Below are 15,576 nucleotides of genomic sequence, written 5' to 3'. Positions count from 1 at the left end.
CGGCAAACGCCGCATCTGGGGCGGGCGACCCGCCATCAGACGCAGCCTCTACCTGGCCGGCCTCATCGCCTCACGCCACGATCCGAACATCAAAGCCTTCAGAGCACGACTCGCCGCCGCCGGAAAACCGACAAAAGTCGCCATCATCGCCTGCGCAAGAAAACTCCTGACAATTCTCAACGCAATGGTCAAAACAGGCAAAGACTACAACCAAACCAAAGCCTGAAAGACAGTTGCTACCGGCCGGCGTTGCGTTCCGTGGCCGCGGTTTGGCGGGCGATCTCAGGTCGCTTTCTGTCTTTCGCGCATCGAAATATAGATCGCGCAGGCGATCAGGATGCCGACGCCGACAAAGGTCCAGCCGTCGGGAAAGTCGCCAAAGAAGATCAGGCCCAGGATGGTCGAGGTCACCATCTCGGTATAGGCCAGCGGCGCGAGGAGCGAAGCCTCGCCGTGGTCATAGGCCCGCACGATCAGGTTGTGGCCCAGGTTCGCGATGGTGGCGAGGGCGAGAAACAGCAGCCATTCCTCCGGCGTCGGCATCTTCCAGACCCAAAGCACCAGGACCGATGCCAGGACGCCGCCCATCGCATTGGTGTAAAACGTGGTCACGATCGCCTTGTTGCGCCCCGAAATCCGCCGGGTCAGCAGGAAATAGAGGGCCAGACAGGTGCCCGCTGCCAGCGCCAGGAGGCTGCCGGTGTTCATGCCGCCAAAGCCCGGACGGATGATGATGAGCGTACCGATGAAGCCCACGCCCACCGCGGCCCAGCGGCGCGGCCCCACCTTCTCGCCCAGGATCAGCGGAGACAGCGCTGTCACGACAAGGGGTTGCACGAAGAAGACGGCCAGCGCATCGGCGATGGGCAGGAATTTGAGCGAAAAGAAGAAGAAAAAGGTCGCGGCCATCAGAAAGCCCGCGCGCATCCCGTGGATGACCGGGCGGTCCGGCAGCAGCCCGCGCCAGCCGGTGTGGCGGGCGGCAAAGGGCAGGGCCAGAAGCGCGCCGAAGGTCAGCCGCGCCCAGACGATCTCCAGCACCGGCATCCCGGTCTGGCCGAGGTATTTGGCGATGACATCAATGCCGGGCAGGATCGCCATGGCCAGCAGCATCAATCCGATGCCGACGAGAGAGGAAGGTTTGGTCACGGGCAATCTTTCTGAGGTAATCCAAGGCCTTGGCCCTGGCGCTTTGCCCCGTTGCGCGGCCTCTTCACAGCTGCGCTGCAAACCTCATCGCACCCGGGATATGCAAGATCGGATGAAAGGGATCAGAGGAAAGGTTCAAGGACGGCGGCGAGGTTCAGGCCCAGTTCGGGGCAGAGATAGCCGCCTTCTTGCACGATCAGCGTCGGAAGGCCAAGGGCCGCAATCTCGGCGCCGATCTGGCCAAAGCCGGGGGTCGATACCGCGAGGCCGGCAAAGGGGTCCCCCTCAAAGGCATCCAGACCCAGCGCCAGCACCAGCGTGTCGGCCCCCCAGAGGGTGATCGCCGCCAGCGCCTGGGCGAGGGCCGCCAGGAAGGCTGCATCGCCGCTGCCGCGCGGCAGGCAGAGGTTGAGGTTGGCCCCTTCGCCCGGGCCTGCGCCGCGTTCCTCCGGATAGCCCCAGAAGAAGGGATAGAAGCGTTCGGGATGGGCGTGGAGCGAGACGGTCAGCACATCGGGGCGGTCGTAGAAGATGCCTTGCGTGCCGTTGCCGTGGTGCAGATCGACGTCGAGGATCGCGACCTTGCGGCCAGCCAGGGTCAGCTGCTGCGCCGCGATGGCACTGTTGTTGAGGTAGCAGAAGCCGCCGGCAATCTCGGCGAAAGCATGGTGGCCCGGCGGGCGGCAGAGCGCATAGGCTGCGTGATTTCCTTGCAAGATCAGGGAACTGCCTGCGATGGCCGTCTGCGCGCTGGCATAGGCGGAGCCCCAGGTTTCCGCATTGATCGGGCAGGAGGTGTCGGTCATGTGAAAGCCGGCCTGACCCACCGCCGACAGGGGACAGCCGTCCTTGCGGCTGGCGGGGTGGATATTGGGGATGACCTCGGCGCTGGCGCCCTCGATCTGGCGCCAACGGGTGTAGATGGTCTGCAGAAAGGTCAGGTAGCGCGCCGGGTGGATGGCGGCGATGGCATCCATGCCGTGATCCTCGGGGCGCTGCACCGGCAGACCAAGCCGCGCCACGCCGGACATCAGCGCGTCGATGCGGGAGGGTTGCTCGGGGCAGGGCTTGGGCGCGCCGGAGGAGAGGAAGGACTTCGGGTCGTGGGCGCGCTGGCCGGGGTGGTAGAGGGTGATCATGGGCGGGTCAGGGCGCCAAGGCCCTCTCCTGAAAGGATAAGTTGGTCGGACCGGTCGCGCAGGGTGAAGCCGAGGTTGGCGTAAAAGCCCTGTGCCCCGGTGTTTTTGTGCTGCACCATCAGGGAGACGAACTGCGGTTCCCAATCGGCGGCCTCGGCCAGCGCGGCGGCGAGAAGGCCGCGCCCGAGGCCCTTGCCGCGCGCCTCGGGCCGCAGGAAAAGGTCCTGGATGAACAGGCCCATCTGGCCACGCCAGCTGGAATACTCCGGGAAAAACATCGTCATGCCAAGGGGTTGGTTGTCGAAGGCCAGGATGGCACGGAAGCGGGGTTCCGGGCCGAAGCCGTGGCGGAGCAGGCTTTCCTGAGTGCCATGGGTCTGGCCGCCCTCGCCCTCGGCCATCTCGGTCAGGAGGGTGTGGAGGAGGGCGGCATCGGCGGCCTCGGCGCGGCGGTAGGTGATCAAAACGCCACCTTGTCGCGGCCCTTGAGGTGGAGCATTGCGCGGGCTTCGTCCGGGGTGGCGATGGTGCGGCCGAGGCGGGTGACGATTTCGGCGATCAGGGCGACCTGCTCGGCGTTGGAGCGGGCCAGAACACCTTTGGAAATATAGAGATTATCCTCCAGCCCGACGCGGACATGGCCGCCCATCGCCGCCGCCATGGTCGCCATCGGCACCTGGGCGCGGCCGGCGGCGAGGACGGAGAATTCGTAGGTATCGCCGAAAAGCCGGTCAGCCTGGCGCTTCATCAGGGTGAGGATTTCCGGCTCGGGTGGCATGCCGCCGAGGACGCCGAAGACGAATTGCAGGAAGATCGGCGCCTGCACCAGACCCCGGTCCACGAAGTGCTTCAGCATGGTCAAGTGACTGATATCATAGCATTCGAACTCGAACCTCGCGCCCCGGTCGCGGCCCATTTCGGCGAGAATCCGGGTGATGTCGCGGGGGGTGTTCTTGAACACCACGTCGTCGGAATTCTCGAGGAAGGGCTTCTCCCAGTCGTGCTTGAAGTCCTTGATCCGGGCCAGCATCGGGTAGAGCGCGAAGTTCATCGAGCCCATGTTGAGCGAGCACATCTCGGGCGCATGGACCTTGGGCGCGGCGAGGCGCTGGTCCAAAGTCATGATGGCAGAGCCGCCGGTGGTCATGTTGATCACCGCATCCGTCGACATCTTGATGGCGGGCAGGAAGCCGGCCCAATGGGTGGGGTCTGCCGAGGGGCGTCCGCTGTCGGGGTCGCGGGCATGCAGGTGCAGGATGGCGGCCCCGGCCTCTGCCGCACCGATGGCGGAGGCGGCGATGTCTGCGGCGCGGTAGGGCAGGTGGGGCGACTGGCTCGGCACATGGATGGAGCCGGTGATGGCGCAGGAGATGATGATCTTGGACATGGGGGCCTCCGCCGGGGAGAGTGGCATGGGCCGATGGGCGATGCAACGGGGCGCACTTGCGGCACCTGCCCGGGTAACGGTTTGAGAACGCAGCATTAACGGGGCGAATTTGGCGATTTCGGCGGTCTTGAACCCGTCTTTCTTCAGTCTTCCTTGCGTCTCTACGCGCGGGGGGATCGGCGGGCGTTAACCATGACGGGCGAATCGTGGCGGATGACCGCTGCGCGGCGCGGTAAAACTTGTTCGTATGCTATCTTTCCATTTGTGAAACCTCCCCCGCCTGACTAGGCTTCCGGCGCATCAGGCCCGGGCGCATCCGGGCCGGGGAGGTCGGAACATGCGGCAGGAGAGCGCCTTCACCTCGGGGCCGATGGCGGGCGGGCGGCTCGGGGCCTATTGGTTCTGGTCGGGCCTGCCCAGTGAGGCGGTGATGCGGCGGCAGTTGGCGGATTTTCGCGCCAAGGGCTTTGCCACAATCTATATTCAGGCGCGCCATTCGATGCCTTTGGACCTGTATCTGTCGGAGGCTTATCTGGCCGCCTATGCCCGGGCGGTGCGGATCATGGCGGAGCTTGGCCTGCGCGCCGGGCTTTATGACGACTATGCCTGGACCAGCGGGCAGGCCGGTGGGCGCACCGTGGCGGGCGCGGATCACCTGCGCGAGACGCATCTGTTCTGGGCCGAAAGCGGGCAGGCCGCGGCGCAGATCTCGGCGATTGCGCCGACCCTGGGGGCGAGCCTTGGGCCGGCGGTGCGCGACTGGATCCACGAGGGTGGCCGCCCGCGCTTTGCCGATTGGCGGCTGGTGGCGGCGGTGCTCTGGGGCGCCGATGGCGGTGTCACGGATGTGACCGACCGGGTGACGCTGCAGGACCCTGTGGTCGACGGAGTCTCGGCCCGGCTGGCGGGCGATCTGCCGGCGGGGGCGCGCTGGACCTTCTTCGCGCGCGGCCATGCGGCGAATTCGCGGGTGATCAACTATCTGCTGCCCGAGGCCGGGGCGCGCTTTGTCGAGGTCGGGCTGGAACCCTATGCGCGGGCGCTGGGTGGGTTGATGCCCGATCCGGTGGCGAGCCTGTTCTTCGACCAGCCGGCGCCGGTTCTGTACCGCTGGGCCGAAAGGGCGGGGAACCTTGGCAACAGTCTGCTCTGGTCGGAGGATTTTGCCGCCGGCATCGCGGCGCGCGGGCCGCTGGCGCTGCAGCTGGCGGCGCTTTTGCGCGATACCGGTCCGGGGACGGCCGCGACCCGCAGTTTCGTCTACCGGCTTTACAACGAGTTGATCCAGCAGGGGTTTTTCGCCCCGATCCGGGCGTTCTGCGACCGGCATGAGCTGGCGCTGACCGGGCATGAGATATTGCCGCATGTCGCCTCGTTCGCGCTGAACGGCGGGTTTTCGGGGATCGATCCGCGCGCGGCGCTGGCGGTGGATTTCTTCGGGATCGACCGCTGGCGCGATGTCACCGCGGTCGATGCCAATAACCTTGCGCCGCAGCTGGCGCCGATGCTGGGCCACAGCATCGCCCGGGCCTCGGGGCGGAAGTTCTGCCTGACCGAGCTTTACGTCACGGCCCTGCGCAGCGAGACGCGGGCTGCCGGGCAATGGGAGATGACGCCCGAAGCGCTGCGCGCCCAGCTGATCCGCCTGCATCTGTCAGGGACGGGGCAGGTGATCTTGCACGCGCTGTTCGCCGAGGCGGGGGATGCGCGGCCCTTGCCTTTGGAAAACCTGCGGTTCGACTTTTCCCCGGGCTACAATCTGGAGCCTTGGTGGCCGGTGATGCGGGCGATCTCGGACGAGGTGGCGGAGCTGGCGGAGTTCCTTGACGAGGCAGAGCCGGTGCGGCAGGTGGCTGTGCTTTACCCCTATCAGACCGCTCTGGTGCAGGGGCCGCGCCACGGCCATGCCGCAGCCTTTGGCGCCTGGTGCGCGGCGCTGTTCGATCTGGGCCATCTGCCCTTGATCGTCGATGAGGCGGGGCTGATGCGGGCCGAGATCGGGGCTACCGTGACGCTTTATGGCAGCACGATTGCGGCGCTGGTGCTGCCGGGAGTGACCGACCTGTCCGATCCCGCCTCTGCCGCCCAAATCGCCCGGCTGGAGGCGGCAGGGGTCGTGGTGTGGCGCGCGCCCCCGCCGGAGGGGTTGCGTGACCATCTGGCCGGGCTTTTGGACGGGCCTCAGGTCGCAGAAGCGCCGGGGTTGCGGGCGATGGTGCTGGGGCAGGATGGCGCGGGTTGGTGGCGTCTGGCGCTGTTCAACGACAGCGCGCAGGAGGTGGAAAGCCGGGTGAGCCTCGGGGCGGGGTTTGTCTGTCGCGAGGGCGCCGTGGACACTGCGGCGCTGAGCCTCGGCCTGCGGCTGGCGCCGCAGGAGTTGCGCCTGCTGCGCCTGCGGCCCGCGAAGGCTGAGGCGGTGCTGCCGGTGCCGCCGCCCGCCCCGGTTCAGGGGATTGCGCTGGAGACGGGCTGGACCTTGCAGACAGAAGGGCCCGCGCGCCCGATCCGGGTGACGGAAGGCTGGCAGGGGCAGGGCGATGCCGCCTGGTCCGGCGTCGGGCGCTATGAGACCGGCTTTCTGCTCGCCGTGGCGGGCGATCTCGTGCTGGAACTGCCAGGGCTGGCCTGCGCCGCCTTCGTGGCGCTGGATGGGGCGGAGGTCGGGCAGATCTACCACGCGCCCTATCGGCTGGCGCTCGGGCGGGTCGCGGCGGGGGCGCATCGGCTGCGGATCGATGTCGCGAATACGGCGGCCAACCACTTTTACGCCGGGACGCCCTATGCCGGGGCGCTTTGGCCGGATCCATCAGGCCTGACGGCGCCGCCGCGGCTGTTGCTTCTGGGCGCGGTGGCGGAAGGGCCGTGACCGCCACAGGCGCGACGGGGGTTGGTAGGATGGGCAATGTGCCCATCTTCCTTCAGGCACCCCGGTTCCCTCAGGCGCCCCAGGTGCGGTCCAGAAGGGCGAGCCAGTTTTCGTGGGTCAGCTTCTTCATCAGGGCGTCGTCGTAGCCGTGGGCCTGCATGGCGGCCTGAAGGTTGGGCAGGCCGGCGACGTCAGTGATGCCCACGGGGATCGTGGCGCCGTCGAAGTCGCTGCCCAGACCCACATGATCCTCGCCCAGGTGTTCGATCAGGTGGTCGAGATGGGCCAGAACATCCTCCCAGCCCATGTCGGACGACTGCTTGCCGTCGCGGCGCAGGAAGGAGGTGGCGTAGTTCAGGCCGACCATGCCCTTGGACTCCCGGATCACCGCAAGCTGGCGGTCGGTCAGGTTGCGGCTGGAGGGTGTGATGGCGTGGGCGTTGGAATGGGTGGCGACCAGGGGGGCGGTCGAGAGGCGCGCCACGTCGTTGAAGCCCTGTTCGGAGATGTGGCTGAGGTCGATCATCACCTTCAGTTCGTTGCAGGCCTTGACCAGCCTTTTGCCGGCCTCGGTCAGGCCGGGGCCGGTGTCGGGGGAGGAGGGGAAGGCGAAGGGGACGCCGTGGCCGAAGATGGTGGGGCGGCTCCACACCGGGCCGAGCGAGCGCAGGCCGAGGGCGTGGAAGGCGTAAAGCGCGTCGAGGTCGGCGTCGATCGCCTCGGCGCCCTCCATGTGCATGATGCCGGAGATGACGCCGGCCGCCATGTTGGCGCGGATCTCGGCGGTGGAGGTGACGATCTTGAAGCGGCCTTCGGAGGCGCGCTCCATCCAGAGCATGTGGTTGGCCATGGCCCAGGCCACGGGCTGCGCCTCGGACGCGGTGATCAGCGCGGGGAGCGGCAGTTTGAAGGGCGGGTTCGACATCAACTGCATGAAGTCCATCCCGTCATCGACATGCGGCGAGGGGATGTAGATGGCGAAAAAGCCCGCCGCGAAGCCGCCCTGCTTCATCCGGGGCAGGTCGAGGTGGCCCTTGCCCTCGCCGGTCAGCCAGATCACCTCGCGGTTGTGCGGGGCGTTGAAGAGGCGGAGCAGCAGGTCGTTGTGGCCGTCGAAAGTGGGGAACATGAGGAGCCTCTGGCTGGCGGCAGGAGCGGGGGTTTCACGCCCCACCGGATGAAAGGAAGAGCGGGGGTTTCACACCCCCCACTGCGCAGTTTCTTCGGTGCTGCGCACCAAACTGCTTCGTACCCGTGGGATATTTGTGGACCAATGAAAGCGGGAGCGTGGGATGGGGCCATGGGTCAGCCTTCCAGCATGCGGTCGGCGGAGGCGGCGAAGAGGGCCTTGGCATAGGGGGTGGTCATGGCGGCGGAGGCGAGCGCGTCGCGGGTCAGCTCCTCCACCGCTTTGCCGTGCTGCATGACGAGGATGCGGTCGCACATGTGGTCGATCACCGCGAGGTCGTGGGAGACCATGAGGAAGGTCAGGCCGCGTTCGTCGCGCAGGCGGGAGAGGAGGTTCAGCGTCTCGGCCTGCACGGAAGCGTCCAGCGCCGAGGTGGGTTCGTCCAGGAGCAGGATCTGGGGCGAGAGCATCAGGGCGCGGGCGATGGCGACACGTTGGCGCTGGCCGCCCGACAGCTGGTGGGGATAGCGGAAGCGGAAGGCGGGGGGCAGGCCGACATCGGTCAGGGCCTGTTCGATCCGGGCATCGGTGCCTTTCATGCCATGGATGGCGAGGGGTTCGGACAGCACCCGGTCGATGGTGTGGCGCGGATGGAGCGAGGCATAGGGGTCCTGGAAGACCATCTGGACCTGGCGGGCGAAGGCCGACCCACGCGGGTTGGACAGGGGCTTGCCGTCGATGCGGATGGTGCCGCCGGTCACCGGGGCCATGCCGCAGATCGCGCGCAGGATGGTGGATTTGCCGGAGCCGCTTTCGCCGACAAGGCCGTAGGATTCCTGGGCCTTGACGGCGAGAGAGACGTTTTGCACGGCGCGGACCGTGCGGCCCGAGGAGTGGTAGGTGACGGAGAGGTTCTCGATCTCGATCAGCATCAGCGGGCCCAATCGGCGTTGCGGTCAAGGGCGGGGAGCGGGCCACGGGTGCCTCCGATCCTTGGCAGGCAGTTGAGGAGGCCCTGGGTATAGGGGTGTTTGGCGTGGAGGAGGTCTTTTGCCGCCAGTTCCTCGACGATCTTGCCCTTGAACATCACCAGAACCCGGTCGCAGAAGCGGGCGACAAGGCGGAGGTCGTGCGAGATGAAGATCAGGCCCATGCCGCGGGTTTTCACCAGGTTGTCGAGGATCGAGAGGACCTCGGCCTGCACCGTGACGTCGAGGGCGGAGGTCGGCTCGTCGGCGATCAGAAGGTCGGGGTCGGGGATCAGCATCATCGCGATCATGACGCGCTGGCCCATGCCGCCGGACAACTCGTGCGGATAGGCTTCCATCACGCGTTCGGGGTCGCGGATCTGCACGGCGTTCAGGGCGGCGAGGGCCTTGGTGCGCGCCTCGGCCCGTGAGGCGTGGTCACGCTGGCGCAGACCCTCCATCAGCTGGGCGCCGATCTTCATCACCGGGTTCAGCGAGAATTTCGGGTCCTGCATGACCATGGCGATCCGTCTGCCGCGCAGGGCGCGCATCTGGGTCTCGGAGGCGGTCATCAGGTTCTGGCCATCGAAGCTCATCTCATCGGCCTCGATCCGGCCGGGGGGGCGGATCAGGCGCAGGACGGAGCGGCCGGTCATGGTCTTGCCGGAGCCGCTTTCGCCCACGATGCCGAGGCGTTCGCGGCCGAGGTCGAAGGAGACGCCGCGCACGGCATGGACCGGGCCGGTTTCGGTGTCGAAGGTGACGCGGAGGTTTTTCACCGAGAGGAGGGTCATTTGCCGGCGCTCCTTGGGTCAAGGACATCGCGGAGGCCGTCGCCCAGGAGGTTGAAGCCGAGGGAGACGATGAAGATGGCAAGGCCGGGCATGGTGGCGACCCACCATTGTTCGAAGAGGAACTTGCGCCCGGCCGAGATCATCAGGCCCCATTCGGGCAGGGGCGGCTGGACGCCGAGGCCGAGAAAGCCAAGGCCCGCCGCGGTCAGGATCACGCCGGCCATGTCGAGGGTGACCCGGATGATCACCGAGGGCAGGCACATCGGCATGACATGGCCCCAGATCAGCCTGAGCGCGGAGGCGCCTTGCAGGCGGGTGGCGGCGATATAGTCGGAGTTGCGCACGGTCAGCGTCTCGGCCCGGGCCACCCGGGCATAGGGCGGCCAGGAGGTCAGGGCGATGGCCAGGACCGCGTTGACCATGCCGGGGCCGAGGACGGCGACCAGGGCCAGGGCGAGGATCAGCTTGGGGAAGGCCAGGAAGATGTCGGTGATCCGCATCAGGACCGAATCCACCCAGCCGCCGAAATAGCCCGCCACGGTGCCGATGATCAGGCCGACCACCGGGGCGGTCAGGATCACCAGAAGCACGATGTAGAGGGTGATGCGCGAACCGAAGAGGATCCGGCTCCAGATATCGCGGCCGAAATCGTCGGTGCCCATCCAGTGCCCGGGCGAGAAGGGCGGTTGCAGGCGGTCGGCCAGCGATTGCGCGATCGGGTCATAGGGCGCGAGCAGGGGTGCGAAGACCGACATGAAGATCAGCGCGAGCGAGATGAAAAGCCCGATCATCGCCAGAGGGTTGCGGCGAAAGCGCAGCCAGCTCAGCCAGGTCTGCGCCGCGCGGCTTTGCAGGCGCGACTTGGGGTTGGGGTCCATCAGCCAGGCGTTGAGGGTGCTCATGTCGCCCTCGGGTCGGCCAGACGGTAGAGGAAGTCGGAGAACATGTTGATGCCGATATAGACGGCGCCGACCACGATGGTGCCGCCGAGGACGGAGGGCATGTCGTTGATCAGAAGCGCGTCGGTGATGTAGCGGCCAAGGCCGGGCCAGGCGAAGATGGTCTCGGTCAGGACGGCGCCCTCCAGGAGCGAGGCATAGGAGAGGGCGATCACGGTGATCAGCGGCACGGCGACGTTGCGCATCGCATGGACCCAGATCACCCGGCGTTCGGGCATGCCCTTGACGCGGGCGGTGGTGATATATTCCTGGCCCAGCTCGTTCAGCATGAAAGAGCGGGTCATCCGGCTGATATAGGCCATCGAGAGATAGCCCAGAAGCGAGGCCGGCAGGATGATGTGGGACAGGGCGTTCCAGAACATGTCCCATTCGCCGGCCAGCGCCGTGTCGATCAGGATCATGTGGGTGACGGCGGGGACCTTGAAATCCAGCATCATCTGATAGGTGGAATCGAGCCGCCCCGGCCCGCCGACCCAGCCCAAGTGCCCGTAAAACAGCAAGAGCCCCATCAGGCCGAGCCAGAACACCGGCATCGAATAGCCCATGAGGCCGATCAGCCGCACCAGCTGGTCGCGGATCGAACCGGGCTTGGTGGCCGACAGGACCCCGGCCGGAATGCCGATCACGATGCCGATGATGATGCCGAGGGTCGAAAGCTCCAGCGTGGCGGGGAAATAGCGGCCGATCTCGGCCAGCACCGGTTCGCGCGTGCGGATCGAGGTGCCAAGGTCGCCCATGAAGACATCGCGGACATAGATCAGGAATTGCTGCCACATCGGGTCGTCCAGACCCAGTTTCGTGCGGGCGCTGGCGATCTGCTCGGCGGTGGCGCGTTCGCCGAGGATGGCCATGACCGGATCGGTCGGCACGATGCGGGCGATGATGAAGGTCACGGCCAGAAGGCCGAGGAAGGTGATCAGCAGCGAAAACACCGTCTGCGCGGTCTGCTTGGCAAAGCGGCGCGCGGCGGAGTGATGCTCTGGGATGTCTGCGATTTCGGCCATGGGGGTGGCGCGCGCCGGAGGGCCGGCGCGCGCTGGTCCTTACTTGGTGGCCAGCCAGTAGGCGGCGGCGTCAATGGCGCCGCCCGTGTAGAAGTCCTTCACCCCGGCGCGCAGGCCGGTTTGGCGGGCTTGCTGGAACATCAGGATGAAGGGCGAGGTTTCGCGGTGCTTCTTCTCGATCTCTTCATACATGGCTTTGCGCTTGTCGGGGTCGCGCTCCATCACGGCGGCCTGGCTCATCGCGGTCAGTTCGCCCGGGTCATAGGCGTTGCGCCAGGCGAGGTAGCCGGTGTTCTTGTCTTCGTCCTTGTTGCCGGGATTTTCCGCGAAGGTCGAGGAGTTGGTGTTCGGGTCGGGATAGTCCGGGCCCCAGGTCTGCAGGGTCGCGTCATGCAGGCGGGCGCGGTAGTCCTTCAGCTGTTCGGCGCCTTCGCCGACCTTCAGCTCGACCTTGATGCCGACCTGACCGAAGGTGTTCTGGATCGATTGGGCCACGTCGATCCGGTCTGCCGAGTTGCGCACCGAAATCGTGACCGTCGGATCCTTGATGCCGGATTCCGCCAGCAGAGCCTTGGCCTTGTCGATGTCGAGCTTGTAGGGCAGATCGTCCAGCGCGCCGAGGTAGCCCTGCGGCAGGAAGCTTTGATGCGGGATGACCTGGCCCTTCATCACGGTGTCGGCGATGCCCTGATAGTCGATCGCCCAGCGCATCGCGTCGAGGAACTTGGCGTTCTTGTAGTTCTCGTGCTTCTGGTTGAAGGCCATGTAATAGACCTGGCCGCCGACGTCGCTCTGGATCGTGACGTCCTTGTTCGATGCCATGCCGGCCACATCGGTCGGCGTCAGGCTGCGGGCGATATCCACGTCACCCTTTTCCAACTGCAGACGCTCGGTCGCGGCTTCGGGGATGTGCTGGACGAAGATGTTCTTGATCTTGGCATCGCCGCGCCAGTAGCCCGGGCGCATTTCCAGGATCATACCCTCGTTCGGCTTGAAACTTTTCAGGACATAAGCCCCGGTGCCGGCCGAATTGGTCTTCAGCCATTCGTTGCCCATGTCGCCGTTCACGTCATGCGCCTTGACGGTGTCCATGTCGACGATCGAGGCGACGCCGGCGGTCAGGCAGTTGTAGAGGAAGGTCGGCGCGAAGGGCTTGTCGACCTTGAGGGTCAGCGTGTCGCCCTTGCCCGAGATCATCGTCTCGACATTGTCCGCGGTCCAGCCGAACTGGTTGAGGATGAAGGCCGGGGTCTTGTTGACCTTGACGGCGCGCTGCAGCGAATAGGCGGCGGCTTCGGCGGTCACCGGATTGCCCGAGGCGAAGGTGATGCCGGATTTCATCTTGAAGGTGTAGGTGACGCCATCATCGGCGACCGACCAGCTTTCCGCCAGGCCCGGCTCCAGTGCCAGCGTGGCGGGGTTGATCTCCACCAGGCCGTCATAGGTGTTGTTGACCATGTCGAGGCCGGAGAATTCGTAAGCCTCCGCCGGGTCGAGGGAGACGATGTCGTCGATGGCCGAAGCGATGACCAGGGTATCGGCCGGCGTCGCCGCCATCAGGGCCGCGGGGGCCGCGCCCAGCAGAAGGGCCGCCAGCGTGGCCGCGCCGGCCTTGCGGGCGAAGGGAAGAAAGGACATGTGGAACTCCCTGTTATTGTTAACTTTATTCAGGTTGCCGGGGCTTCGTGCTGAGTCCCGGTTCAATCCTTGACCGATTGGGCAACTTTCGCGCGGGCTTGTCAACTCTTGCCCGCGCGCTTCGGTCTGCGGTTCTGCCCAAAGCTTGCGCAGCTGCCTTCGCCTTGGGCAGGGCTGTCAGGCATAACTGTCCGTGGCATGGACCATCGCATCGGCGATCCCCGGCTCGACCCCGGTGTGGCCGGCGTCGGGGACGATGACCAGATCGGCCTCGGGCCAGACCGCGGCCAGATCGACGGCGTTCTTGACCGGGGTGCAGAGGTCATAGCGGCCGTGGATGATCGTGCCGGGAATGCCGCGCAGCAGATGGGCATGGGCCAGGATCCAGCCGTCGGCGTTGAAAAAGCCCTTGTGGGTGAAATAGTGGTTCTCGATCCGGGCGAAGGCCAGGGCGTAATGGTCGCGGTCCCAGGCCTTTTCGCGCGCCGGATCGGGCAGCAGCGACAGGCTGCGCGCCTCCCACAGGGTCCAGGCGCGGGCGGCCTCGGCGCGCAGGTCGTTGGCGGGGCCGGTCAGGATGCGGCGGTAGGCGGCGACCATGGCGCCGCGTTCGGCGGCAGGGATCGGCGCCTGATAGGCGGCAAAGGCCTCGGGCATCAGGAAACTGGCGCCGCCCGTCTCGTAGAACCAGTCGATCTCTTCCTGCCGGATCATGAAGATGCCGCGCAGGACCAGTTCGGTCACCCGTTCGGGATGGGTGATCGCATAGGTCAGCGCCAGCGTGGAGCCCCAGGAGCCGCCCGCCACCTGCCAGCGCTCGATCCCGAGATAGCGGCGCAGCGCCTCGATATCGGCGACGAGGTCCCAGGTCGTGTTCTCCTCCAGGCTCGCAAAGGGCGTGGATCTGCCGCAGCCGCGCTGATCGGCGAGGATGATCCGGTAGCGCGCCGGATCATGCCCCTGGCGCAGAAACCCCGAGATCCCGCCTCCCGGCCCGCCATGCAAGACCACCACCGGCTTGCCCAAGGGGTTGCCGCATTCCTCGAAATGGATCTCGTGCAGGGTCGAGACCTGCAACCGGCCGGTGCGATAGGGCTCGATCGGCGGGTAAAGCGGGCGGCGCGGCGGCAGGGGCTGATAGGCGGGCTGAGACACGGGTTGAGACACGGGCTGGGTCATGGGCAGGCTCCTTTGTCCCGGCAGCATTTGCCTTGAAGGGCACAACCGCAAGCCCCTTCATCCAGATCCAAATATCCATCTTTGCGCCCTGCGGCCTTGTCGCCCGGCCGCCAATCCCTATTCTGCCGCCAGAGGGAGGACCCCATGACCGGATCAAAGACCAAATTGGCGCTCGTCACCGCGGGCAACAGCGCCATCGGGCGCCATCTTGTGCTGGGCCTTGCCGGGGCGGGCCATGACGTGGCCTTCACCCATCTTGGCGCCGCCGCGGATGCCGCGGCCCTGGTGGCCGAGGTGGCGGCCCGCGGCGGCCGCGCTCTGGCCATCGAAAGCAACGCCGGAGAGGAGGCGCAGGTCCTCGATTTCCACGCCCATGCCGCCGATTGGGCGGGCGTGGCGCCCGAAGTCCTGGTCAACAATGCCGGCATCCAGACCTGGTCCGGCCTGATGGATCTGGAGGTTGACGCCTGGGACCGCGTCATGGCCACCAACCTGCGCGGCACGTTCCTGAACACCCGCACCGCCGCCCGCGCCATGCAGGCGGCAGGTCACGGCGGGTCGATCATCACGCTGGGCTCTGGCTGCAACAAGCTCGCCTTCCCGCGGTTGGTGGATTACACCGCCTCCAAGGGCGGGATCGAGCAGTTCACCAAGGTCGCGGCCTCTGAACTTGGCCCGCACGGCATCCGCGTCAACTGCATCGCCCCCGGCGCCATCGCCACCGAACGCACCGCCGCCGAGGCCGGCGACTATGCCGCGACCTGGAGCCCGATTACCCCGCTGCGCCGGATCGGCACGCCGCAGGATCTGGTCGGGCCCTTGCTGTTCCTGATCTCGGACGCGGCCTCTTTCGTCACCGGCCAGACGCTTTATGTCGACGGCGGCGTGTTTTCCCAGGCCCCCTGGCCCTATCCGACCTGACCACGGAGCCCTGCATGATCCTCGCCCTGCATCACATCCAGATCGTCATGCCCCAGGGCGGCGAGGCCGAGGCGCGCAGGTTCTACGGCACCATCCTCGGCCTGCCCGAGGTCGAAAAGCCCGAGCCCCTGCGCGCCCGCGGCGGGGTCTGGTTCGAAACCCCGAATGTCGGCATTCATATCGGGGTGGAGGAGCCCTTCGTCGCCGCCCGCAAGGCCCATCCGGCCTTTCAGGTCGCCTCGCTGGCGGAGGCCATTCAGCGGATGGAGGCGCATGACGTGCCCTATCGCCGCGACATTGACCTGCCCGGCATCCAGCGCATCTATATCAGCGACCCTTTCGGCAACCGGATCGAGCTTCTGGAACTTGTCGCGTGAGGCCCGCTTAGGCCGGGCCTAGCCAAGGCTTAGGTACAAACACCTTGCGTTGCGACGTGGGTGCCA

Annotated in this window: 14 protein-coding genes and 1 pseudogene; 4 read left to right on the top strand and 11 right to left on the bottom strand. The window is 66.6% G+C overall.

Annotation, left to right across the window (positions count from 1 at the left end; translation table 11 throughout):
- Positions 1–226, top strand: a pseudogene (locus AC1DVR_RS15850) (hypothetical protein); the annotation flags it as partial.
- A gap of 56 nt (positions 227–282) precedes the next feature.
- Here the strand turns inward: AC1DVR_RS15850 and AC1DVR_RS15845 are convergent.
- The 4 genes from AC1DVR_RS15845 to kce all read right to left on the bottom strand — a co-directional run bounded on the left by AC1DVR_RS15845 (position 283) and on the right by kce (position 3,675).
- Positions 283–1,149 (bottom strand): DMT family transporter, encoded by an 867-nt coding sequence (locus AC1DVR_RS15845; protein ID WP_478001565.1) that lies wholly within the window; start codon positions 1,147–1,149, stop codon positions 283–285.
- Between the two features lie 122 nt (positions 1,150–1,271).
- Positions 1,272–2,288: a histone deacetylase family protein gene (locus AC1DVR_RS15840; RefSeq protein WP_478001564.1), complete on the bottom strand. Its 1,017-nt coding sequence runs from the start codon at positions 2,286–2,288 to the stop codon at positions 1,272–1,274.
- Complete coding sequence (locus AC1DVR_RS15835) at positions 2,285–2,752, bottom strand: GNAT family N-acetyltransferase (protein WP_478001563.1); 468 nt, start codon at positions 2,750–2,752, stop codon at positions 2,285–2,287. The genes AC1DVR_RS15840 and AC1DVR_RS15835 overlap by 4 nt, the downstream gene beginning before the upstream one ends.
- Positions 2,749–3,675: a 3,5-dioxohexanoate:acetyl-CoA acetone transferase gene (kce, locus tag AC1DVR_RS15830; RefSeq protein WP_478001562.1), complete on the bottom strand. Its 927-nt coding sequence runs from the start codon at positions 3,673–3,675 to the stop codon at positions 2,749–2,751. The genes AC1DVR_RS15835 and kce overlap by 4 nt, the downstream gene beginning before the upstream one ends.
- 337 nt (positions 3,676–4,012) lie before the next feature.
- Between kce and AC1DVR_RS15825 the strand changes: the two genes are divergently transcribed.
- On the top strand, positions 4,013–6,541 hold the full coding sequence (locus AC1DVR_RS15825; RefSeq protein ID WP_478001561.1) for a hypothetical protein: 2,529 nt from the start codon (positions 4,013–4,015) through the stop codon (positions 6,539–6,541).
- Between the two features lie 70 nt (positions 6,542–6,611).
- Here AC1DVR_RS15825 and AC1DVR_RS15820 read toward each other — a convergent pair whose 3' ends face one another.
- The 7 genes from AC1DVR_RS15820 to pip form a co-directional block, all read right to left on the bottom strand.
- Positions 6,612–7,670: a dipeptidase gene (locus AC1DVR_RS15820; RefSeq protein WP_478001560.1), complete on the bottom strand. Its 1,059-nt coding sequence runs from the start codon at positions 7,668–7,670 to the stop codon at positions 6,612–6,614.
- Between the two features lie 176 nt (positions 7,671–7,846).
- A complete protein-coding gene (locus tag AC1DVR_RS15815; protein WP_478001570.1) occupies positions 7,847–8,605 on the bottom strand; it encodes an ABC transporter ATP-binding protein in 759 nt (252 codons plus the stop codon).
- Positions 8,602–9,432, bottom strand: coding sequence for an ABC transporter ATP-binding protein (locus AC1DVR_RS15810; RefSeq protein ID WP_478001559.1), 831 nt, complete (start codon positions 9,430–9,432; stop codon positions 8,602–8,604). The genes AC1DVR_RS15815 and AC1DVR_RS15810 overlap by 4 nt, the downstream gene beginning before the upstream one ends.
- The gene (gene nikC, locus AC1DVR_RS15805; protein WP_478001558.1) at positions 9,429–10,334 is read right to left on the bottom strand and encodes a nickel transporter permease; all 906 of its coding nucleotides are present in this window, start codon (positions 10,332–10,334) and stop codon (positions 9,429–9,431) included. Before nikC ends, AC1DVR_RS15810 begins: the two co-directional genes overlap by 4 nt.
- Positions 10,331–11,395 (bottom strand): ABC transporter permease, encoded by a 1,065-nt coding sequence (locus AC1DVR_RS15800; protein ID WP_478001557.1) that lies wholly within the window; start codon positions 11,393–11,395, stop codon positions 10,331–10,333. Before AC1DVR_RS15800 ends, nikC begins: the two co-directional genes overlap by 4 nt.
- A gap of 39 nt (positions 11,396–11,434) precedes the next feature.
- Complete coding sequence (locus AC1DVR_RS15795; protein WP_478001556.1) at positions 11,435–13,033, bottom strand: ABC transporter substrate-binding protein; 1,599 nt, start codon at positions 13,031–13,033, stop codon at positions 11,435–11,437.
- 177 nt (positions 13,034–13,210) lie between these two features.
- The gene (pip, locus tag AC1DVR_RS15790) at positions 13,211–14,212 is read right to left on the bottom strand and encodes a prolyl aminopeptidase (protein WP_478001555.1); all 1,002 of its coding nucleotides are present in this window, start codon (positions 14,210–14,212) and stop codon (positions 13,211–13,213) included.
- A gap of 144 nt (positions 14,213–14,356) precedes the next feature.
- On the opposite strand from pip, the gene AC1DVR_RS15785 reads away from it, so the two are divergent.
- Positions 14,357–15,133, top strand: coding sequence for an SDR family NAD(P)-dependent oxidoreductase (locus tag AC1DVR_RS15785; RefSeq protein WP_478001554.1), 777 nt, complete (start codon positions 14,357–14,359; stop codon positions 15,131–15,133).
- 14 nt (positions 15,134–15,147) lie between these two features.
- Positions 15,148–15,510, top strand: a complete 363-nt coding sequence (locus AC1DVR_RS15780; RefSeq protein ID WP_478001553.1) for a VOC family protein — start codon at positions 15,148–15,150, stop codon at positions 15,508–15,510.
- Positions 15,511–15,576: the final 66 nt, after the last annotated feature.

It is taken from the genome of Rhodobacter sp. P2_H5, assembly GCF_056403335.1.
Note: the sequence above shows the minus strand (reverse complement) of the source record. Positions and strands in the feature narration are given on the sequence as shown.

What these genes read in the sequence shown, in the direction of transcription:
- AC1DVR_RS15840 (WP_478001564.1), bottom strand. Translation starts at nt 2,288, where the DNA reads ATGATCACCCTCTACCACCCCGGCCAGCGCGCCCACGACCCGAAGTCC.
- kce (WP_478001562.1), bottom strand. Translation starts at nt 3,675, where the DNA reads ATGTCCAAGATCATCATCTCCTGCGCCATCACCGGCTCCATCCATGTG.
- AC1DVR_RS15825 (WP_478001561.1), top strand. Translation starts at nt 4,013, where the DNA reads ATGCGGCAGGAGAGCGCCTTCACCTCGGGGCCGATGGCGGGCGGGCGG.
- AC1DVR_RS15820 (WP_478001560.1), bottom strand. Translation starts at nt 7,670, where the DNA reads ATGTTCCCCACTTTCGACGGCCACAACGACCTGCTGCTCCGCCTCTTC.
- AC1DVR_RS15810 (WP_478001559.1), bottom strand. Translation starts at nt 9,432, where the DNA reads ATGACCCTCCTCTCGGTGAAAAACCTCCGCGTCACCTTCGACACCGAA.
- nikC (WP_478001558.1), bottom strand. Translation starts at nt 10,334, where the DNA reads ATGAGCACCCTCAACGCCTGGCTGATGGACCCCAACCCCAAGTCGCGC.
- AC1DVR_RS15800 (WP_478001557.1), bottom strand. Translation starts at nt 11,395, where the DNA reads ATGGCCGAAATCGCAGACATCCCAGAGCATCACTCCGCCGCGCGCCGC.
- AC1DVR_RS15795 (WP_478001556.1), bottom strand. Translation starts at nt 13,033, where the DNA reads ATGTCCTTTCTTCCCTTCGCCCGCAAGGCCGGCGCGGCCACGCTGGCG.
- pip (WP_478001555.1), bottom strand. Translation starts at nt 14,212, where the DNA reads ATGACCCAGCCCGTGTCTCAACCCGTGTCTCAGCCCGCCTATCAGCCC.
- AC1DVR_RS15785 (WP_478001554.1), top strand. Translation starts at nt 14,357, where the DNA reads ATGACCGGATCAAAGACCAAATTGGCGCTCGTCACCGCGGGCAACAGC.
- AC1DVR_RS15780 (WP_478001553.1), top strand. Translation starts at nt 15,148, where the DNA reads ATGATCCTCGCCCTGCATCACATCCAGATCGTCATGCCCCAGGGCGGC.